This is a genomic window from Halomonas rhizosphaerae, assembly GCF_030012485.1.
GTDB classification, from domain to species: Bacteria; Pseudomonadota; Gammaproteobacteria; order Pseudomonadales; family Halomonadaceae; genus Halomonas; species Halomonas rhizosphaerae.
In genome coordinates, this window is record NZ_JASCQQ010000038.1 from 174,872 (window position 1) to 193,594 (window position 18,723).

The 18,723-nt window shown below is 66.0% G+C and carries 20 protein-coding genes; all 20 read right to left on the reverse strand.

Going from position 1 to position 18,723, the window contains the following annotated elements; genetic code table 11:
• Nucleotides 1-191 precede the first annotated feature (191 nt).
• On the reverse strand, nt 192-3,119 hold the full coding sequence (locus QLQ86_RS18280; RefSeq protein ID WP_282817918.1) for a conjugative transfer ATPase: 2,928 nt from the start codon (nt 3,117-3,119) through the stop codon (nt 192-194).
• Complete coding sequence (locus tag QLQ86_RS18285; RefSeq protein ID WP_407650119.1) at nt 3,119-3,586, reverse strand: TIGR03751 family conjugal transfer lipoprotein; 468 nt, start codon at nt 3,584-3,586, stop codon at nt 3,119-3,121. Before QLQ86_RS18285 ends, QLQ86_RS18280 begins: the two co-directional genes overlap by 1 nt.
• Nucleotides 3,549-4,991, reverse strand: coding sequence for a TIGR03752 family integrating conjugative element protein (locus QLQ86_RS18290; RefSeq protein ID WP_407650120.1), 1,443 nt, complete (start codon nt 4,989-4,991; stop codon nt 3,549-3,551). The genes QLQ86_RS18285 and QLQ86_RS18290 overlap by 38 nt, the downstream gene beginning before the upstream one ends.
• Nucleotides 4,988-5,860 carry a TIGR03749 family integrating conjugative element protein gene (locus QLQ86_RS18295; protein WP_282817919.1) on the reverse strand — a complete coding sequence of 291 codons (873 nt, stop codon included), beginning with the start codon at nt 5,858-5,860 and terminating at the stop codon, nt 4,988-4,990. Before QLQ86_RS18295 ends, QLQ86_RS18290 begins: the two co-directional genes overlap by 4 nt.
• Nucleotides 5,860-6,504: a PFL_4703 family integrating conjugative element protein gene (locus tag QLQ86_RS18300; RefSeq protein ID WP_282817920.1), complete on the reverse strand. Its 645-nt coding sequence runs from the start codon at nt 6,502-6,504 to the stop codon at nt 5,860-5,862. The genes QLQ86_RS18295 and QLQ86_RS18300 overlap by 1 nt, the downstream gene beginning before the upstream one ends.
• Nucleotides 6,501-6,884, reverse strand: a complete 384-nt coding sequence (locus tag QLQ86_RS18305; RefSeq protein WP_282817921.1) for a TIGR03750 family conjugal transfer protein — start codon at nt 6,882-6,884, stop codon at nt 6,501-6,503. Before QLQ86_RS18305 ends, QLQ86_RS18300 begins: the two co-directional genes overlap by 4 nt.
• Nucleotides 6,884-7,264, reverse strand: a complete 381-nt coding sequence (locus tag QLQ86_RS18310) for a TIGR03745 family integrating conjugative element membrane protein (protein WP_282817922.1) — start codon at nt 7,262-7,264, stop codon at nt 6,884-6,886. Before QLQ86_RS18310 ends, QLQ86_RS18305 begins: the two co-directional genes overlap by 1 nt.
• A gap of 59 nt (nt 7,265-7,323) precedes the next feature.
• Nucleotides 7,324-7,539, reverse strand: coding sequence for a TIGR03758 family integrating conjugative element protein (locus QLQ86_RS18315; protein ID WP_282817923.1), 216 nt, complete (start codon nt 7,537-7,539; stop codon nt 7,324-7,326).
• Nucleotides 7,539-7,892: an integrative conjugative element protein, RAQPRD family gene (locus QLQ86_RS18320; RefSeq protein ID WP_282817924.1), complete on the reverse strand. Its 354-nt coding sequence runs from the start codon at nt 7,890-7,892 to the stop codon at nt 7,539-7,541. The genes QLQ86_RS18315 and QLQ86_RS18320 overlap by 1 nt, the downstream gene beginning before the upstream one ends.
• 180 nt (nt 7,893-8,072) lie before the next feature.
• On the reverse strand, nt 8,073-8,765 hold the full coding sequence (locus tag QLQ86_RS18325; RefSeq protein ID WP_282817925.1) for a TIGR03747 family integrating conjugative element membrane protein: 693 nt from the start codon (nt 8,763-8,765) through the stop codon (nt 8,073-8,075).
• 1 nt (nt 8,766) lies between these two features.
• The gene (locus QLQ86_RS18330) at nt 8,767-9,057 is read right to left on the reverse strand and encodes a hypothetical protein (RefSeq protein ID WP_282817926.1); all 291 of its coding nucleotides are present in this window, start codon (nt 9,055-9,057) and stop codon (nt 8,767-8,769) included.
• Nucleotides 9,026-11,209, reverse strand: coding sequence for a type IV conjugative transfer system coupling protein TraD (gene traD / locus QLQ86_RS18335; protein WP_282817927.1), 2,184 nt, complete (start codon nt 11,207-11,209; stop codon nt 9,026-9,028). Before traD ends, QLQ86_RS18330 begins: the two co-directional genes overlap by 32 nt.
• Before the next feature lie 9 nt (nt 11,210-11,218).
• Nucleotides 11,219-11,800, reverse strand: a complete 582-nt coding sequence (locus QLQ86_RS18340) for an integrating conjugative element protein (protein WP_282817928.1) — start codon at nt 11,798-11,800, stop codon at nt 11,219-11,221.
• Nucleotides 11,801-11,814: 14 nt separating this feature from the next.
• Nucleotides 11,815-12,384 (reverse strand): transglycosylase SLT domain-containing protein, encoded by a 570-nt coding sequence (locus tag QLQ86_RS18345; RefSeq protein WP_282817929.1) that lies wholly within the window; start codon nt 12,382-12,384, stop codon nt 11,815-11,817.
• 14 nt (nt 12,385-12,398) lie between these two features.
• Nucleotides 12,399-13,142: a TIGR03759 family integrating conjugative element protein gene (locus tag QLQ86_RS18350; RefSeq protein ID WP_282817930.1), complete on the reverse strand. Its 744-nt coding sequence runs from the start codon at nt 13,140-13,142 to the stop codon at nt 12,399-12,401.
• 19 nt (nt 13,143-13,161) lie between these two features.
• Nucleotides 13,162-13,926 (reverse strand): type II toxin-antitoxin system HicA family toxin, encoded by a 765-nt coding sequence (locus QLQ86_RS18355; protein ID WP_282817931.1) that lies wholly within the window; start codon nt 13,924-13,926, stop codon nt 13,162-13,164.
• Complete coding sequence (gene pilL2, locus QLQ86_RS18360; protein ID WP_282817932.1) at nt 13,919-14,563, reverse strand: PFGI-1 class ICE element type IV pilus protein PilL2; 645 nt, start codon at nt 14,561-14,563, stop codon at nt 13,919-13,921. Before pilL2 ends, QLQ86_RS18355 begins: the two co-directional genes overlap by 8 nt.
• Nucleotides 14,564-14,769: 206 nt before the next feature.
• On the reverse strand, nt 14,770-15,303 hold the full coding sequence (locus tag QLQ86_RS18365) for an STY4534 family ICE replication protein (RefSeq protein ID WP_282817933.1): 534 nt from the start codon (nt 15,301-15,303) through the stop codon (nt 14,770-14,772).
• Between the two features lie 104 nt (nt 15,304-15,407).
• The gene (locus tag QLQ86_RS18370; protein WP_282817934.1) at nt 15,408-15,683 is read right to left on the reverse strand and encodes a hypothetical protein; all 276 of its coding nucleotides are present in this window, start codon (nt 15,681-15,683) and stop codon (nt 15,408-15,410) included.
• A gap of 811 nt (nt 15,684-16,494) precedes the next feature.
• Nucleotides 16,495-18,495 carry a DNA topoisomerase III gene (locus QLQ86_RS18375; RefSeq protein ID WP_282817935.1) on the reverse strand — a complete coding sequence of 667 codons (2,001 nt, stop codon included), beginning with the start codon at nt 18,493-18,495 and terminating at the stop codon, nt 16,495-16,497.
• Between the last annotated feature and the right edge of the window lie 228 nt (nt 18,496-18,723).

The following is an 18,723-nucleotide window of genomic DNA, read 5'->3' on the forward strand; positions in this document are numbered from 1 at the left end:
TATTTTCCCTTAGACCCACCTCAAATTCCTCTTGCAGTTATTAAGCACTGGGAATCGGCCTATGTGCATTCCCTTGCCACTTACCTACGCTTGAAAAAATGCGCATAAACCTACCAACTCAACATTATTATTTCAATAAAAAAATGCAGCACCTCGATATTCAGGGCGCCTGAGCACTCTCCCAAGAACACCTATGTCGCGGCCCCAATACCCCGGGCCTCGTCCAGCCGCTGGGTGATATGCAGCACCGCCTCGAGCTCCGAGCAGCCCCGCTCGCGCATCACCCGCATGCGCTCGGCCTTCTCCTCGCCCTCGGTGCCGGCGAGGGCCAGGTAGAGACTGGGCGGTACCACCCGGAACAGCGCCTCCAGGCGCCCTGAGAGCACCACCCCCTCGGTGTACTTCTTCGAGACCTTAGTAGCGGAAGCCATCAGCTTGCGCTGGGTGGCGGTGAGCTCCTTGAAGCGGCTGACCTGCTCGATCTCGTCCGGCGGCATGTAGAGGCACAGCCAGAACTCGATCATGTTGAGCAGCTTGCGGGCCGCGTCCGGGAAGTCCTCGAGGTTCTGGGTGGCCATCCAGATCCAGTGGGAGAGCTTGCGCCCCATCTTGCCCACCTTGACCAGGTAGGGGCTGAGCAGCGGGTTGACGGTGAGCAGGTGGCACTCGTCGATGACCTGGACGATGGGCCGGCCGCTGTACTGGTCCCGCTCGGCCAGGTTGGTGATCATGTTGGTCACGCTGATGACCGCCAGGGCGAGTTGGGCCTCGTAGCCTTCTCGAGCGAAGTGGGCCAGGTCGATGATGGTCACGTCGCACTCTGGCCAGGCGCTGCCGGGCCGATTGAAGACCTCACCGTCGAAGCCGTCGCAGAACAGTCCCATGGCCTCACCCATGTCGTAGGCGCGGCGCTGCCGCTCCTCGGGGATAGCCGTGTCGCGTGAGATCGCATAAAGCGCCTCACGTACGTCCTGGGTCATGCAGTCGCGGTCCTCTTCGCAGCAGTGCTCCGCTGCCCGGTAGATGGCATCGCGCACCATGCGCCGGTCGGCGCGGCGAAACTCCCGCTCCTCCTTGGGGTCGCCGCCGGTGATCATCAGCCGGGCGGTGATCTCCATCTCGCCCAGCAGGTCGCGCTCCTCGTCGGGCTGCTCCTCTTCCTCCTCCAAGGGGGCTTCCTCGAAGGGGTTGGCGTCCTCGGCGTCTCGGGCCAGTCGCCGCTCCTCCACCTCGTTTTCCAGAAGCCGTGTGGCCGCCGCGAAGGGCGGCAGTCTCGCCCCACAGCCCGGCGACAGCTTGACCTGGTTGACGCTTATCCCCTTGCGCTCGAAGTATTGGCCCAGCAGCCCGAAGCTGTTGCCCACCTCGATGATGAACAGCCGCGGACGGTGCATGGCCATCACCTGGCTCAGCACGCCGTTCAGAGTGGCCGACTTGCCGGCTCCGGTAGGGCCGAACACCAGCATATGGGCGTTGGCCGAACGATCCTCGAGGCTCAGCGGGTCGAAGCTGAAGGTCTCGCCGCCGCGGTTGAAGAAGGTCATCCCGGGGTGGCCGGTGCCACGGCCACGCCCGAACACCGGCGCCAGATTGGCCAGGTGGTGGACATAGTTGAACTGGGTGTACCAGCGGTTCTTGCGGTCCTGCTCCGGCTCGAAGTTCATCGGCAGCCAGCGCAGGTAGGTATTCAAGCCGGCGACCTCATCCTCAGGGTCCACCGGCGAGAGGTTGACCTGCAGCAGCTGGGTTGCCAGCTCCATGCTGCGCTGCTGAAGATCCTGTTCGTCCTCCCCCATCAGGTAGAAGGCGAGGGTGCTCTGGTAGAGCTTGTGGTTCTGGCCCAGATAGCGCCGTGCGGTCTCGCAGTCTTCGCGGACCTGGCGTGCCAGCACACTGTCACCCACCGCCTTGTGGTTCAGTCGGTTGATATGGTCCTCCAGGGGCTCCTGAGGCGTAGCGACGATTGTCAGCACCGCCTCGGTGCCCTCGGGTAACTTGTCCATCAGCGCATTGCTCGCCTGGCCATCGGAGCGGCGCACCTCGCCAGTGAGGTGGCCTACCACCGGGGCTCGGCGCATCTCCTCCACCACCACGCAGCACTGGGGCAGCCCATCAAACCACCAGAGCCCCGTCTCGACGTCGCCGCGGGGCGAGTTGAAGAGCATTCCCTCGGCCAGGTCGTAGTTCCAGGCCACATCACCGGCCTCCTCGGGGTAGTCGCACAGGGCATAGAAACGCGCCGGGTCATCGGGGGCCAGCCGTGGCCGCGGATTGAAGCGCGGCAGCATCCAGCGGTGAAAGGCGCGTCCGTCGTAGCGCTCCAGGCGCAGGCCCGCACCGCGCAGCGCCGCGGCCAGTCGCTCGTAGACCTGGTTGGCCGTCTGCTCGGGAGAGAGTCCCCGCTGGCGTTCCCCCGCCTGGCGCTTCTTGCCGAGCCAGCGGTAGAGCACCAGACGCGTGCGACGAGTCTGGCCCCGCCAGCGTGTCTGGGTCACGCCGTCGTCGTGGAACAGCCCGCCCGGCTTGGCGATGGCCTTGAGGTGGTCGGTCATGCTCGCCAGCCAGTCCTGGGTGAACTCAGTCTTCCGGGCCCGCGGCCGCACGTAGTCGCGCATGCGTTCCAGGTCGGGGCGAGCGTCGAGCTCATCCTTGACGTAGAGCTGCACCACCCAAGGGTGCTGCTCATACTCGGGCAGGCTGTCCTGGAAAGCCGCCTCGATCTGGTCGCGAATCGCCTCCAGGGACTCCGGGGCGCGTCCCTCGGTGGCGATGGGGAAGATCTCGGCCACCACGCCCACCGAGACCCCATCCTCGAGGAGGAAGCAGTCCGACTCCGGCAGGTATTCCACCCAGGGCAGGTAGTTGCTGAAAGACGGCGCCCGGCGGAAGTGCGAACGCAGCTCAGCCACGGACGGCGCCTTGCCTCGGGGCAGGCTCAGCGGCCGACCCTGCGCGTCGTTGCTGAGCGCGGCCAGCGCGTCGGATTCGGTCGGCCTTGCCTCATGCTCACGGGCTAAAGGCTGGGTCGACAGCTCCTCGTCAAACGACCGCCTTTGATCGATCACACCCGCCTTGGCGCTGCTAAACAGTCGGTTCATCAGGTCATCGAACTGGGACATCAGAGAGCCCTCCCGTCGACCCACTCTGCGGTGGGGCGTGCGCTCTCCCCGGGCATGGCGTATTGGATGCGCTGATAGAGGGGAAACACCGTCGAGTAGCCGGGAACCGGCACCTGCTCCGTCCCGGCCAGATGAGGAAAGACATACATCACCAGGTCCGGGTTGGGCAGGCGGCGGAACTGGCTGTAGATCTCGTTGCCCACATCGCGGCTGTAGCGCAGCTGCTCCGTGACCATGTCTTCGCTCTCCAGCGTGCGTCGCAGCTCGCTGCGCACGTCCAACAGGCGGCGCTCGCCGGTACTGTGGCCGGCCTGGTGCTGCCAGATGTCCCTCATGGTGGTATCGCCCACCGGCATCAGCTCTTTCTGGGAGGTCGCACAACCCGCCACCGCCAGGGTGGTCATCAAGGCCGCCAGCGGCAAGGCGGCGCTACGGCAAATCGAGGTTGCCCGCACCGGAACGGTCATATCGCACCCTCCTTCCTTGGGTTTCATAGTCGATGGGCAGCTCACGCTCGATATGAATGGCCACCGGCTGCCCCGGCGGCACATAGACGGCATCGAAGGTCTGGCCGAAGCGCTCCTGCACCCACTCACGCACGTCCGAGACGCCCCCGGCCAGGGCCTGGCTGGCGGCGTAGCGCCCGGAGTCGCCGGTAAGGCCGCTGACCACTCCACTACTGTCCACGCTGGTGGTCACCTCGTTCATGGCCATGGCATCGGCGCCGGCCTCGGCAGCGCCCAGGATGAAGCTGGTCAGCAGGAACTGCTGGGCATTGGTCTTGCGATCCCCGGGAATGCAGGGCAGCCCGCGCGGGTCGGAGAGCCAGCCGAGGATGGTGCGACCAGAGCCGTCTCCGGCGTTGACGTCATCGGGAGCCGGCAGGGTGCGCACGGTGCCGTCCTCGAAGACGAAGGTCATCGAGTTGACCTGGCCACGCACACAGGAGAGCGTCCAATCACCGGTGGCGGTGCCGCTGACGATGGCACTCTCCACCTCCGGCAGGGTGACGCCGTTGGCGGTAAGGTTGTCGCGGCCGATCACTACCTTGAACGGATAGGGGTCGTTGACCGTGCCATCGATCGGCACCCGCCCCAGCAGCGCCGTCATGGCCACCGAACCCATCAGGGTGGAGTTTTCCGGCAGGGTGTAGACGGGCTCCACGGTGGATTCATCGGGGCGACCGGTCACCCGGCTCTCTACCGCACTCGAAGTGCTCCAGGCCGCCTCGCCCAGCTCATTCGCCGCCTCACTGAAACGGGTCGGGAAGGTGGTGTCTCCGCGCCCACGCTCCTCCTCCTGGGCGTCCAGGGGCTCGACCCAAGTCAGCGCATGCTCCGAGCCTGGCCCGGTGTAGGCGGTACCGGATGGCCCACCGCCCCCTTCCAGCCCCAACCCGATAGGCAGTTCCTGGTCTCCCTGGTCACCCACCTGCCGACGCAGCTGGTCCAGCTGCCGCTGAAGCGTGTTCAACAGTGGATTGTCCTGCTGCGTGCGCTGCGCCTCCTGACGCAGCCGTTCACGCTCACGGTTCAACGCCTCGTCGATGGCGCCCTCCACATTCTGGTGGCGGCTCATCAGCTGCTCGTTCTGGTCACGCAGCGCCTGGGTTTCGGCCTGGGCCTGCTCCAGATCGCGACGCATGGCCTGGACGTGGCCCACCAGGGTGGCCACGGTGTCCCGCGGGGTATCCCCCTCGATGCCCAGCGCCTGCAGCTCGTCATCGGTCAGGCTTAGCGTCGGGTCAGTCTCGGCGTTTTCTGCCTCAGGGTCGGCTTCGCCCCCGCTCAGGCTGCGCACCAGGATCAGCAACACGATCACCAACAGCCCAGGCACCAGAATCTTCAGCAGGGTGTTGCTGCGCAGCGTCATGAGGCGCCCTCCTCGGCATCATCCGCCTCTTCCAGGGGAATCAGCGCCCTGTCCAGACCACCGCGGCGGGTAACCAGGAATACCGTGGTGGTGTCCTCCATGGAGCCCCGCGGCGCCAGGTAGGGATGCATGAAGGTGGCGGAGTAGAACTCCCCCTGCAGCCAGCGCGGATCCATCTCGAAGGCGCGCTGCCGATCGTTGTTCTCCAGCTTCACCGCGGTGACCGTCCAGCCCTCGAGCCGCCAGGCGCCCAGGGGCGTGGTCGTCACCGGCAGCGACGGCAGCAGGGTGCTAAGGGACTCCGGCAGTCGCATGGGAACGCGTGAGACGCCGCGCAGGGGCTCGATGGTCCGTTGCGGCGCGTAGAGCGACTGGGCCGCATGCCGGGTCAGCAGCACAGGCACCGGCGTGGAGGTCGGGTGCTGGGCCTCGCTGCCTGAAGCATCTTTCGACGATGAAGAGGCCTGCGTCACCTGCGCTCCGCTGCTGCCCGAGGAAGAGCTGGCCGGAGATGCCTCTCGACTGTCCAACACCAGGATCTCCTCGCTACTCGCGCCCTCCCCGGCCGACAGGTCCAGCAGCAGCACGTCGCCGGTCTCCACGTCCTGCACCCGCACCCGCTGGGTATCGAAGGGATCGAAGGCCTTGAGATAGAGCACGCCTCCGGCGCTCTGGACTCGCAGCACCTCGGGGTTGGCCAACGCCTGAGGCAGCCCCACGCGCACGTTGCGGTCCAGGGTGACGATGCGCTCCTCGTCCACCGGCAGCGGTATCTCCAGGGGGCGACGCTCCCAGTGCATGACCTCCACCGCCAGCGCCTCACCGGCGAATAGAGCGGTGGCCAAACAGGCCAGCATCACACGCTTCATTAGGAGCCTCCTTGCTTCTCTGCGTCTGGTACAGACAGCCGCTGAGGAATGCCATCGAAGCAGTCCACCTGCAGGCCCCAGGGGTTGCGCTGAGGGTCCACGTCGGCACGCACCACCCGTAACGGGTAGCGAATGAACAGGTCGCGCACCGGCGTGCCGGCGTACTGCTCGTCGATGGCCATTTCCAGGGTCACTACCCAGGCGTCGCGACTGAGGATCTCTACGGCTTCGGGACGATAGCCTCGCCCGGGAATTTCGTAGATGCCGCGTACCCGGCCGGAAAGCTCCTGGCGACGATCGCGGTCCTCGTAGTCCTTGGCCAGGTAGCGCTGACAGGAGGGGGTGAGGAACGCCGAATAGGCCTGCAGGTTGCGCCGGTAGTCGGTCTGGCCATCGGCGGGCCAGCGGTTGATCTGCTGCCAGACATAGAATCCGAAGGCGTAGACGCTCGACGGGTCGACCTCCCACCAGGCGCGGGTACTGCCGGAGCGCAGGTCGGGCGGGTTGTGAATGGTCAAATTCTCCGGGGCCGACTTCCAACCCCACCACAGGCCGGCACACAGCAGGGCCAGCACTAGGATGATGAAGCGCAGGGTGGTGATATGGGCATCCCGTGCGCTGAGCGCGTGACGAAAGCGACTCATGGTCGTCCTCCCGGTTGGTAGCGCATCCGCCGCCGGGAGTAGGGGCCGGAACGGGTGATCAGGGCGTCGGCTCCCCTGAGACGGATGCCCTGCCGAGCGAGACGAAACTGTAGGCTGCGGTAGAGCCAGGAGGCGGGGCGACCACGACGCATCCGCCGCATCACGGCGCCACCGAAGTAGAGCGCCATGCCGGCACAGGCAAACGCCACGGTCGGCACCATGGCGATGGCTCCCAGCAGCCAGGCGCCGATCGCGCCCGGCAGCAGGCCCGCGGCCAGGCCGCCCAGCGCCATCATCCCAACCTCGTGCCCGGTCATGCCTCGAAACACCACCGGTGCGGCGTTCAGGCGGGTCGGCAGAAAGTCGAGGCGGTTCGCCATCAGAGGATCTCCGCGGCCTTGGTCGCCAGCCAGATGATGGCGATGATCAGCACCACCCCGACGACCACCACGACCCCGAACTTCGACCATTCACCACGCACCCGGGCCTCGTTGAAGGTGGCAATGGCGGCAATCGCGACGATCAGGAACGCCACCGTGGCCAGGATCAGGCCGCCCAGGGCGCCAAAGTCATAGAGATAATTCTGGAGCGTGGTGAGAAGACCATCGCCCTCCCCCCGTGACGGCGCCTCCATGGTGGGAAGCCCCTGCGCCATGGCCTGAGCCGGAACTAGCCCTACCAAGGCCATCGCGGCGAGGCCTCGGGTACGGGCACGGGCACGGGCACGGGCACGGGAGAAGAGTGAACGCACGGTAGTCATAACGAGCTCCTTCTTGAATGACGAATTGCTGAATGTCGGAGAGTGCGAGGCCGGCGACCTCAGAGGAAAACCCAGAACATCACCACGACCAGGAAGACGGCTCGCAGGGCGGCAAAGCCGAAGTCGTCACCGCTGACGCGTCCCTTGGCGTAGCCCCGGTAGGAGGAGATGGCGCTCCAGCACGCCCATAGCAGCACCACGGTGCAGCCCACCCCGGCAATCAACGTGCCCAAGGGTGGCGCATCGAAGCCGGCACCGGCGGCGAAGGCCTCCATCAGCGCAGCTCCCGGAGGTAGTCCCCGGCAAGCGGCGCCGGCCGACGAGGGGGAAGACGCGGAGGTGACAGCACTTCATCGATGCCCTCGGCCACCGCCTCGATGTCGTAACGCAGGCGCGGCACGTCCAGAAAGACGCGGGAGGTGTGGGGGTCGAATTCACCGACGCGGTTCTCGAGCCGGTCCACGATGCGCTGGATCTGGGCCAGTTGGTCCTGGATCAGGGCCAGATCCTGTCGGGCAATCTCATCACGCATGCCGTCGCGCTCGCCTGCATGCGCGGCACCGAAAGGAGCGGTCAGCAGCGCCAATAGCAGGGGCGACAAGGCGCGTGGCAAGCGGCGAAGCATCATGGCAGACAGTCCATCCGTTGGCTGGGATTGCCGTCATACTGTCGCCCGCCAGGGTGCAGCGCAGCAGGAAACCATAAGCGCCGCATACGACGTTTATCTGTGTCAGCTCAACTCGATACTCATGGAAACGCCGGAGCTCACACAGGCTCCGGCCAATGGCTGCGTAGATGCGGGAAGGCCTCAGAGGTACTTCTTGAAGGAGCCCGTGGCGATGCTGATCAGCAGGCCAAAGAGCGCCGCGCAGGGCAGCAGGAAGGCGTTGGGGTGGATGGCAAAGGGCACGCTGAGGTAGAGCAGCCAGCCGACCACGAAGATCGGCGTGATCGCCCGCTTGGCATGGTGGTAGATAAACGCGGACTCGCGTCCCGCGCCGAATCGGCGCAGGTCGCGGCGCACCAGGCCGTCGACGAAGCCGACCAGGGCCGCCAGGGCGAAGAGCGGCGAGGTGAGCAGCAGAATGACCACGCGGGTCAGGGTCATCAGCGTGACGTAGAGGGCCGCCTGCAGGTAGGTATGCAAGGTACCCAGCCATCCACCCTGAGTGGCGTTACTCTCCAGCCATCCCGAGATGCCGCTTCTGATGAACAGCCAATCGTAGGCGCCGGTAACAGCACCCGTGGCCAGTGCCACTGGGTCCGAAACCAGCAGCGAGCGGGTAAAGTGGGTATCCAGTCGGGCCACCTCGGCTTCCAGGGTCTCCAGGGCATGCTGGGCACCGGGCTGGCTCCACCACTGCCAGTAGATCCCCGCCCACTCGACCAGTACCGACATCAGCAGCGAGACCACCAGCACCGCCAGGATCTGAAATGGCAGGCCGAACAGCGTGGCCAGCCAGCCGCGCCTCGTCTCCTGGGCACGCTCTGCGGTGGCCATCTCAGTGCACCCTCACCGGTGTTAGCGAGCAGAGTAGCGACCAACGGCGGTCGTGATAGTGCAGAATCAGCCGCCCCTCATGGGGGTGGTCGCCCTGTTCCCACACCGGCGAGGGCCCCTTGCGATAGGCGCGCTGGGTCAGCTCGACGCGATCGATACCGATGACCACGTAATCGAGCAGCCCGAACAGAGCTTGAGGCAGCTCACTCAGGGAGCCGCTCTCCAGAGCGACGCTGGAGACGATGGCGGTTGCCGCAGCGTCAGCCGTCATGGGCACTGTCTCGATGTTCATTTCGGTTCTCCATTGCTTGAGACGTGGGTTGTTCATTACCCACTACGGAGAGTTCTGTCCCCAGGTCACTCAGCTCCAGGTTCACCGGCGGTGGCATCACCGCGGTCCACCACTGCTCGCCGGTGGTGTAGTCGCGCTTCATGCGCTCGGCGAGTTCGGCGATGCTGCCGGGGATATCCTCGTGCTTGTCGGGTAGCGGTAGCGGCATGCGCACCTTCCAGAGCTGGCCACCCTCGAGCAGGGCGAAGGCCTGCCCCTTGGGCAGCGAGACCACGTCCGCCGGCTCGATCATCGGTACCTGTACGGTGCTGATGCGGTCGCCGCCGGAGCTGGTGAAGTCGATATCGTTGGCAATGTCGCTGGAGTCGGAGGCCATGCTGACCAGCATGCGAGTGGCCACGTTGACCTGGCGCAGCTGCCGGGTCAGCAGCTCGGCTGTTTTCTCCTCGCGCACCCGCAGCATCACCAGGTTGTTGAAGTTGCCGACCACCTGGCCGGCCTTGGCGGCGTTGCCGATGCGCGCCTCGATGTCGGAGAGGGTCTGGGTATAGGCGGTGACCTGGATGCCGGCCCCACCGCCCTTGTTGATGAGCGGGATGAACTCGTCGCCCATCAGCTCGTTGAATTCGTCGCAGTGCAGGTTGATCGGCACCTTGCCCATGCGCTTGCCGTTCACCGCGGGCAGGCCGTCATCGATGCCGTGCTTGTAGATATGGCCGGCCACTGAGACCAGGTCGGCGAACATCGAGTTGCCCACCGCCTGGGCCACCTCGAAGTCGCTCATGGCATCCAGGCCCACGTAGACGATGCCGCGCTTCCGGATGATCTGCTGCCAGTCGATGATCGGCCGCGGGTCTTCGATGTCGTCGTAGTCCGGCGAGAGCAGCTCGGCGATGCGCCCGGTAGTCAGCTTCTCCAGCAGCGGCAGCAGGCTCGCCACGATCTTGTCGAAGTAGGTCTTGTCATAGCGCACGGCACTGCGCAGCCCCTCGAGCACGGCGTCCACCACCTTGATCTGCTGCAGGTACTGCTCGATCGCCACCACCCGCTTGTCGCGCCCCTGAAACTGGCGGGGGATGTTCTTGTCGTTTAGCTTGCCCTCGATGGAGGTGATCCGCTCCCAGGCGTGCTGGTCGTGGCGGGTCAGGGTCTGCTGGGCGTACTCGATCATCAGCCCGTCGATGTTCACCACGTCCGAGAGGATCTGCTCGTAGGTGGGGCGTTGCCCCAGGGCGTGGCGGGCCCGGGCCACGATGTTGACGAAGCGCCAGGCGAACTCGCGGAAGGCGGCGCTGTTGCCCTCCCCGGAGAGCTGGCCGGCGAGCCGGGTCGCTACCTCGGAGATGCGCCCGAAGCGGCCCACGGCGTTGTAGCGAGCGGAGATATCCGGCCAGCCCAGATGGAAGACGTAGAACTCGTCGCCGCGGCCCGCCCGCTGAGCCTCGGCATACATGCGGATCATCAGGTCGGCGTCGCCCTTGGGGTCGAAGGCGATCACCACGTCACCGCGATGAATGTCCTGAGTGATCAGTATCTCGGCGAGCCTGGTCTTGCCGACCCGGGTGGTGCCCTCCACCAGGGTGTGGCCGACCCGCTCGCCTAGGGGCAGGTAGACATCGCGCTCCTGCCACTCCACGGCGTGCAGTGCCGCCATGCCACCTACTGGCGGCAGCGGGCGCACCGGGTTCCAGAGCACATCCGCGGCGAGCAGCTTGACCAGCGTCCGGCCGGCAGCATAGCGCTCCAGCCGGTTCTCCAGCCCACGGGCCCAGCGGTAGGCCAGCCCCGGGCGCAGATAGCGCTGTACGTGGGGCTGCTGGCTCTCATGGAGCCGCTGGGTGTGGCGCGCCTCCCACTTGAAGCCCTTGCCCATCCACAGCAGCCGCTGGCTGACCGGAATCTGCCGGCTGCGCAGGGCGAAGCGCGGCAGGCGCTTCATATTGCGACGGTAGCGCAGTACCACCCAGGCCTGCCGGGCACGCCACAGCCCGAAGGTAGAAAAGCCCGCCGCCATGCCGTAACCCACGCTCGGCGACAGGGCTAGCGACCAGGGCGCCATGATGCAGAGCACCGCACAGGCCAGGCAGACCAGGGCGGTGTTGAGCTCTACCGCGGGGCGCAGCAGCGCCTCCAGGGGGTGTGTCTGGTTCATCGCACGCTCCTACTGCTCCAGCCCTTGGGCGGTCACCAGCACCGGGTAGTGGGCAAGGCCCAGCCGGCCGGCCAGGTCATCCCCCGGCGTCGGTCGTAGCTCGAGCCCCGGCGCCGCCTCGCGCAGGCGCTGCAACCCCTCGGCCGTGGCCACCTCGACGACCAGCCCCACGGCATTGAGCTCGCGCAAGATCGCCCCTCGGGTCTCCAACCAGCGCAGCGACAACGGGTCGTCACCGACCAGGAAGAAGGGCGTCATGCGGCTGGGCAGCTCGAGCGGGCGAAAGCGCACCTCGCCGGGCGACAGCCGCTCACTGGTCACCGGCAGCATATCCGCCTCGCCGAAAGGCGCCGGCGCTCGCGGATCCGGCGCATAGCCCTCCTCCTCCGGTATGCCGGCCATGCCGATGGCCACGAAATAGGGGCGTGCCGGCTCCCCGCCGTGGTCGGCAAGTACCTCCAGGGAGGACCGCTCGACCAGAGACATCCGGGGCATCGTTTCCGCCTGGGCGCCGGCTGCGGCGAGCCCGAGAACCAGTTCGAGCCCCGTCACTGCGTACAGTACTCGGCGATAGCATTCACGCTGCAGCATCAGTCGAATCTCCCTCAGTTGGATGCCAGCTGCCGCTGGCGAGCCGTTCTCAGCCGTTCGAGCTCAGCGGCGACGATGCGGCGATAGAGGGCCGCCGGCTCCCCGCCAGCGGGACGGTGATAGCGACCGGCCGCCTGCACCCAGTCCCCGGTGGCCTCATAGTGGCCGCGCAGCAGGCGGGCCGCCTCCTCCAGATTGGCGTAGGGGTTCAGGGCATCGCAGGGTTGAGTAAAGCGCTTGCCGGCACCAAACAGCTGAGGCTGCCAGCGCACATTAAGCTGGGTGATTCCCACGTCCACGACGCGGGTCTCCTGCAGGGCCAACGTCAGCGCCTCGCAGGCCGCCTGGCGGGTCGCGAAATGGGAGCCCTCCCCCGCCACGTTCAGGGTCCATGGCCAGGGCCGGCGCCCCGCCTTCAAGCTGACCACCGATTCCGCGGTGGCCACCGCGTAGAGCACTTCGGGCGGGACCTGATGCAGGCTGGCGGCATCGAAGTAGGCCGGCGGCACCGGTGATGCCGTAGCCGGCGATGACAGCACTGCCAGGCCAATCGCCATACTCCCCATCCAATGCTTCAGCCTCATGCCTACCCCCTCCCTCACCTGGGATAGACCTGGGGCAGTGACTTCGCGGCAATGCCACGCTCGGGGTCCGGTTGGCCGTGGTTGAGGGTGATGTCTCTTGCCCGCACGCGGTCAGCCGGTACGCCTACTCGACGCGCCCAGTCGCGTATCACCGCGTCGTCGCCGTCACTGTCGAGCACGAAGATGTCCATCTGGGTGCCCTGGGCCATCAGCTCGCTGACGGTGCTGTCACAGCGCTCGCACTCCTCGGCCGCCACGTACACCGTCAGGCGGGCCTGTAGTGCGCCCTCATCGGTAAAGTGAAATGCCGAGCGCGGCCGCAGGGTGAACTCATCCACGGGCATCTCATCGGGGTAGAGGCGCTGCCAGGCCTCGTCGTAGGCGCGCTGGAAGGCCAGCTCACGCTCGGTGCGAGCACGCTCCACCTCCACCAGCAGCTCCGCATAGCGGCGGCGCTCCTCGGCGCTGCGTGCCTCGACGCCGAGTGCGGTGATGGGATCCAAGTTGGGCGACCAGATCCCCCGAGGCCCCTCCATCAGCGACTCATAACGCTCCCAATCACGCTCGGTCAGCCTCCAGGCCTCGGCCTGCTCCGTGCGCGTGCGCGTACGCTCGCTCTCGAGCATCCGCTGCGCCTCTTGAATCACGCCGGAGGCATCGGGGCGGCTCTCCGGGATGGACTGGGCATATGCCTGGCTCCCCAGCAGCGTCATAGCCACGGTCGCCAAAGGCAGGGCAGCGCGTTGCATGAATGTCATCGCAGGATCTCCGGTGGCATCAGGGAATCTGTACGTCGACCGAGTAGCCGTTGTGGCGGAAGACCGCGTGGGAGCCGCGAATCGCCGACAGCTCCCAGCCATCCTGGTGATCGCCCACGCCCAGCAGCCGGATATCGCGCAGGCTCGACAAGCCGTTGGGAGAAACGCCAACGTAGGGGCGCCCGCCCCGGGACTCGACGCCGGTGACCTGGAACGGGGGCGACGGCGGGGCCGCTGGCCGCGGCGCCTGGCGGGCAAGAGCCGGGCGTGGCGCCGCCTGCCGGCTCTGCTCTAGACGCTCGCTCAGCACATGGATCTGCTCGTTCTGGGCAGTGACGCGCAGGTTAAGCTCGCTATCCAGGCGGCTCAGCTCCTCGGCCAGGCTAGCGAGGCGGGGCTCGAGCTGCTCCAGCTGAGCTTGCCTGGCAGTGATGGCAGAAGCAGTTTCCTGAACTTGCTGTTCGGCCTGTTCGAGGCGCTGATCCAGGTCCGTCAGGCGCTGCTCCAGAGCGACCTGTTGGGACTCTACCCGAGCCAGTACCTCCTCCAGGGGCACCACCGCCTGCTGCACCTTGGACTGCACCAAGGATTCCACCGGAACCTCGTCGGGAGCCGGTCTCACCAGCAGGGCCCCTGACACCACAGCGCCGACCAGGCTGACCGCCAGCAGGCCATAGAGGGCCTTCCTGCCGCCCTTCCCTGCCCCTCGCTTGCTGCTGTGCTTCGAAGAGGAGGCAGGACCAATCGGCTTGTGGTCGGGCGACAGCTCGGTGGGCTCACTCATCGCTCTCCTCCGCCACCGTCACGCTGCTCTCGTCACGGCTGTTGTCGTCTTGGCCCGGCACGTAGCGGATATCCCGCACCTGGTAGCAGACCTCTCTTGCCACCGGGTCGACCTCCAGCTCCCAGGCATCGCCGCCCAGCACCTGCAGGGCCTCGCGCAGCGGCATGGGGCCCAGCCAGTAGTGGGCCGCCGGCAACGGCTTGCGATAGAGAGTGCGCTGAGCGGGACCGGGTGCCGGACATAGCGAGTAGCCGGTATAGCGCAAGGTGTGATGCAGCGCATCCTCCACGGTGGTGGTCATGGAAGCGGGAATACGCACGTCAATGGTCTGCTCCATGAGGTGGCGCTGGCCCAGCGAGGCTTGAGTCGCCACCAGCTGGTAGCGCCCGGTGCGAATCACCTCGACGGAAGGCAGTTCGTCGCTATAGATGTCCGGCGTCACGGCCTCGGTCGTCGGCGGGTTGGGGCCGGTGACCACGGTCCGATGCCGCTCGCCATCGACGTCGAAGTGCGGAAGCGAAAGCACCAGCGGGTCGACGTTCGAAGGATCAGGGAGCTGTGGCGGTTGATGGGCACAGCCCGCCAGCAGCGTGGTGGTGATCAGCGCAGCGGTCGAGAGGGTGGGAAGGTTGAGCATGCGTAGCCTCAAGGGAGTCCATTCAATGGCGTTGAGGCAGGAGGTTCTCGGGTTTGCGGGGGCGGGTCGATTGGAAAGCGTAATCAGGCGGAGAAGGAAAAACGCCCCGGGGTGGGGCGTTCTTCGCGGGTTGACGATCGTCAATGCAGGGGCATGACGTGTCGGGGTCATTCCCGCCAGGGTGAGGTTGATCGAAGCGCTGTGGATCAGTGCATGGCCGGCGAATCGAAGGAGCCGGCCGCTTCTCCAGCGTGGGCAGCGGCGTAGCCGTTGCCTGCTTCAGGCGGCTCCGCTGAGCCAGCGTGGCTGTCGTTACCGGCACCTTGTTCATCGCGCCGGGGCGCCTGGTAAACCATCTCGCCGTTCACCTTGATCCAGCTGATGAACAGCAGGCGAGCCTTGAGACTAACGCCGGTTTGGCCGGCCTTGTCGCCCTTCGCGTAGACGAAGGTGTCCGCCCAGAGATCGCCCAGCTTGAAGCCGACCAGCACTTTGCGGCCCTGGTAGACCGCCTGACGGCAGCGTTTGACGAGCGCCTCGGCCTCACGGCCGCTGATCCGGCAGTCGAAGCGGGTGTAGCCCACATCGTCCGCAGGGCCATTCAGGGCCGCGATATCGCATGCCCAGAACGCTTCCCCGCGCTTCGGCTTTACCTCCCGGATTCGGTTGAGGTAGCCAAGGCCGGTGATATGCAGATCGAAGAAGCCAGTGGTGGCACTCTGGTGAATAGTGGTCGTCATGGTGTGTCTCCTCGGTGAGTTCAGAGAGAGATCCCAGGTGAGACACTCGCCCCCTCAGGGAAGTCGAGTGGCTTCCCGGGTGGGCAGTGGATTCAGGCGTTGGCTCAGGTCATCAGCACGCAGTGGTGCCGGGAGCCGGCCAGGGTAGTGTTGCAGCAGTCGCAGGACGCCGTTGAGAGATCTTCGTCTTGCTCGTTCTCGCCGACGACGAGGTAGTTCCCGTCGCGCTGCGCTGGGGCGATCGAGTGACGCACCTCCCGCTCGCAGGCGGCTGCGCTCTCTTCATCCAGGAAGTGATCCAGCCCGGTGGCATCATCGTTGGCGATGATCATCAGGCAGTCGGGGCAGACCATGAAGTGGTCGTCAACAATCGTGGCCATGGGGCATTCCTCCAGATTCCAGGGGGTCCGCCCCCCTGGGGAGGCATCTCCCCGAATGGGTGGTAGCAGTGGCATCCAGCCCTGGCGGGCGGCCTCGTCTCGGGATGCGCGAGGCCTTGGGAAATGGCGTGCCGCCAGGCGGCGCACCCTTGAAACGCCTGGGTGCCTGGGTGTCTCGGTTGGAGCCGGTCGAGACCACCGGGCTGCCAGCGGCAGCACTTGCACACTGGGAGGCTGCCCGCCAGCTCGGCAGCGTCTCCTCGAAATCCTCACTCGCAAGACGCGGCACGCCACGTCTTGGGATTGAAGACCATAGAGGGCATCAACAGGGTCGTTGCCGTACCGACAAGCACCAGGATGTCCGCCATGCGACTGGAGCCAAGGCATGTCCCTCGTTGCCATGCTTTGCTCACGGAGGCACCCGAATCTCTTCGCGGACGCATTCGGTCGATCAAGCACAGATCCCTGTACAAAGGGCTCCCGTTGGTGATGCGGCGGGCTCCGCAGAAGGGCAGGCGTTTCCAGCGTGGAAACGTCAACCGGCCTGCCGGCTACCCTGGATCAAGGTAGCCGGCAGGCCGGTCGTCGTATGAGACGGGTGGCCAACCAACCAAGCTGGCCTAGGACTAAGGAACCTCGAACCCCGACTGTTGATGATGCAGTGTGAGCCGTAAAGGCGGGATGGGGCGTATTCGTCGCGCGAGGTGCGAATACTTCGGGGGAATGAGCGTTGGCGCTCAAAGGGCGTTGCGTGATGACCGTCAGCAACCAACGGGGTGTATTCATATTATTGAGGCTGCCCTCTCCACGGTCAAGGCGATACCGCTTTACGCCGGCTATCGGAGCCCTTCCTGGGCGCCTTATCGCGCAACATGCCCTTACACTCCGGGTAGCGCGTGCAGCCCCAGAAGGCACCGTATTTGCCTTGGCGCTTGCGCATGGGCGCCTGACACTCCGGGCACCTCTTGATGTCTTGCTGAGGCATCGTCACCGTAGCTTCCCGCGCATGCTGGACCAGCTTCTCCACCATGCCGACTTGTCGCGCCATGAAGTCCTGCAGCACCAGGCGCCCTGCCGCGACCTCATCCAGCGCCTGCTCCCAGAGCGCCGTCATTCCGGGGTTGGTGATGGCAGAGGGCAGTGCATCAATGAGCTGCTGGCCGGTCGGGGTGGAGACCAGTGCGCGCTTCTGCCGCTTGATGAAGCCCCGCTTCAGCAATGTCTCGATGATGCCGGCCCGCGTTGCCTCGGTGCCGATCCCGGCGGTCTCCTTGAGGCGGGCCTTCAGGCGCTCGTCTGTCACGAACCGGGCTGCATGCTTCATGGCGGCGATCAAGGTACCCTCGGTAAACGGCTTGGGCGGCGTCGTCTGCTTGGCCAACATCTCGAGGTGCTGCGCCTTGCAGGACTCTCCCTCGCTCAGGGCCGGCAGCGGGGGTGCCTCCCGGTCTTCCCCGCCGCCCTCGTCCGACGCCGCTCGAGGGAAGAGCAGGCGCCATCCCTCCACCCTAACCTGCCGTCCCGAGGCCAGGAACGCCTCACCCTCCAGGTCCACCCCCACCTCGGTCTGATCATACTCGTGAGCCGGCAGGAACTGAGATAGGTAGTGGCGACGAATCAGGTCAAAGACGTTGCGCTCGGCGTCACTCAGCTTGGCCAGGTCACACGGCACCCCCGCCGGGATGATGCCGTGGTGCGCGGTGATCTTGCTGTCATTCCAGACGCGGCTCGTGCGGCTCGTATCCAGGCGCTGGCGAAGCGGCGACAGCGTCTCGTCCGAGTGCAGCAGCATCGTCACGATGCGCTCGGCATCCTCGAGCTGCGACTCCGGCAGATACCGGCAGTCGGTCCGGGGGTAGGTCGTGACCTTGTGGGTTTCGTAGAGTGCCTGGGCGGTGTCCAGCACCTGCTGGGCACCGTAGCCAAAGCGGCGAGAGGCCTCCTGCTGAAGCGATGACAGGTCCATCACCAGCGGGGGCGACTCTTTCTTGTGGGTCGTCTCGAGGTGGCTGATGTGTCCCTGCTGCCCGGCGACTCTCTGGACCAGTGACTGGGCCGCAACCTCGCTGACGCAGCGCCCGGCGGCATCCAGGATCGAGGCGTCGCGTGGCTGCCACTTCGCCTGGAAGGTACCGCCCGCCGTCTGGAACTGAGCCACGACTTCCCAGAAGGGTTGGGGCACGAAGTTCGTAATCTCCCGGTCGCGATCCACCACCAGCCGCAGCGCGGGCGTCTGCACGCGCCCCACCGAAAGCACGCTCTGGTGCCCCTGCCGCTGGGCCAGCACCGTATAGGCCCGGGTCAGGTTCATCCCGACCAGCCAGTCGGCCCGACTACGCCCCAGCCCGGCCAGATAGAGCGGATAGGTCGCCTCCCCAGACCTGATGCTGGCCAACGCCTTCCGGATCGAGGCATCGTCCAGGGCCGAAAGCCACAGGCGGGTCACCCTCCCCCGGTAGCCACAGTAATCCAGTAGCTCGCGGGCGATGGTCTCCCCTTCCCGGTCGGCGTCGGTGGCCACTACCACTTCGGTCGCCTGGCCCAGCAGCTTCCTCACGACACCGAATTGCTTGCGGCCACTCTTCTTGACCTCCATCTTCCAGGTCGAGGGGATAATCGGCAGCGCCTCCAGGGACCAGCGCTTGAGCGCCGGGTCGTACTCCTCTGGCGGCGCCTGCTCGAGTAGGTGACCGAACCCCCACGTCACCACGTTCCCGCCGCCGTGCAGGTAGCCCTCGCTACGCTGGCCAGCACCTATCACACGGGCAATATCACGGGCCTGCGAGGGCTTCTCGCACAGGAATACACGCATTGGCTCATCTCCCTCATGAACGTCGAGGGCAGCATGGCAAGTCCATAGAGGCGAGCGAAGCAAGAAAGGAAACGTCAGCGACGCGGCTTTGTACCACCAGGCATCAGGCTTTCGCCATCAGCTCAGCAGCGTCCATGACGTCACCCAGGAGAAACAGCATCTGGGTGCCAGACGAGCCGGCGCCCCTAACGATAGGCCGGGGTGGCGCATGGCCGCGAAGGTCGCGGC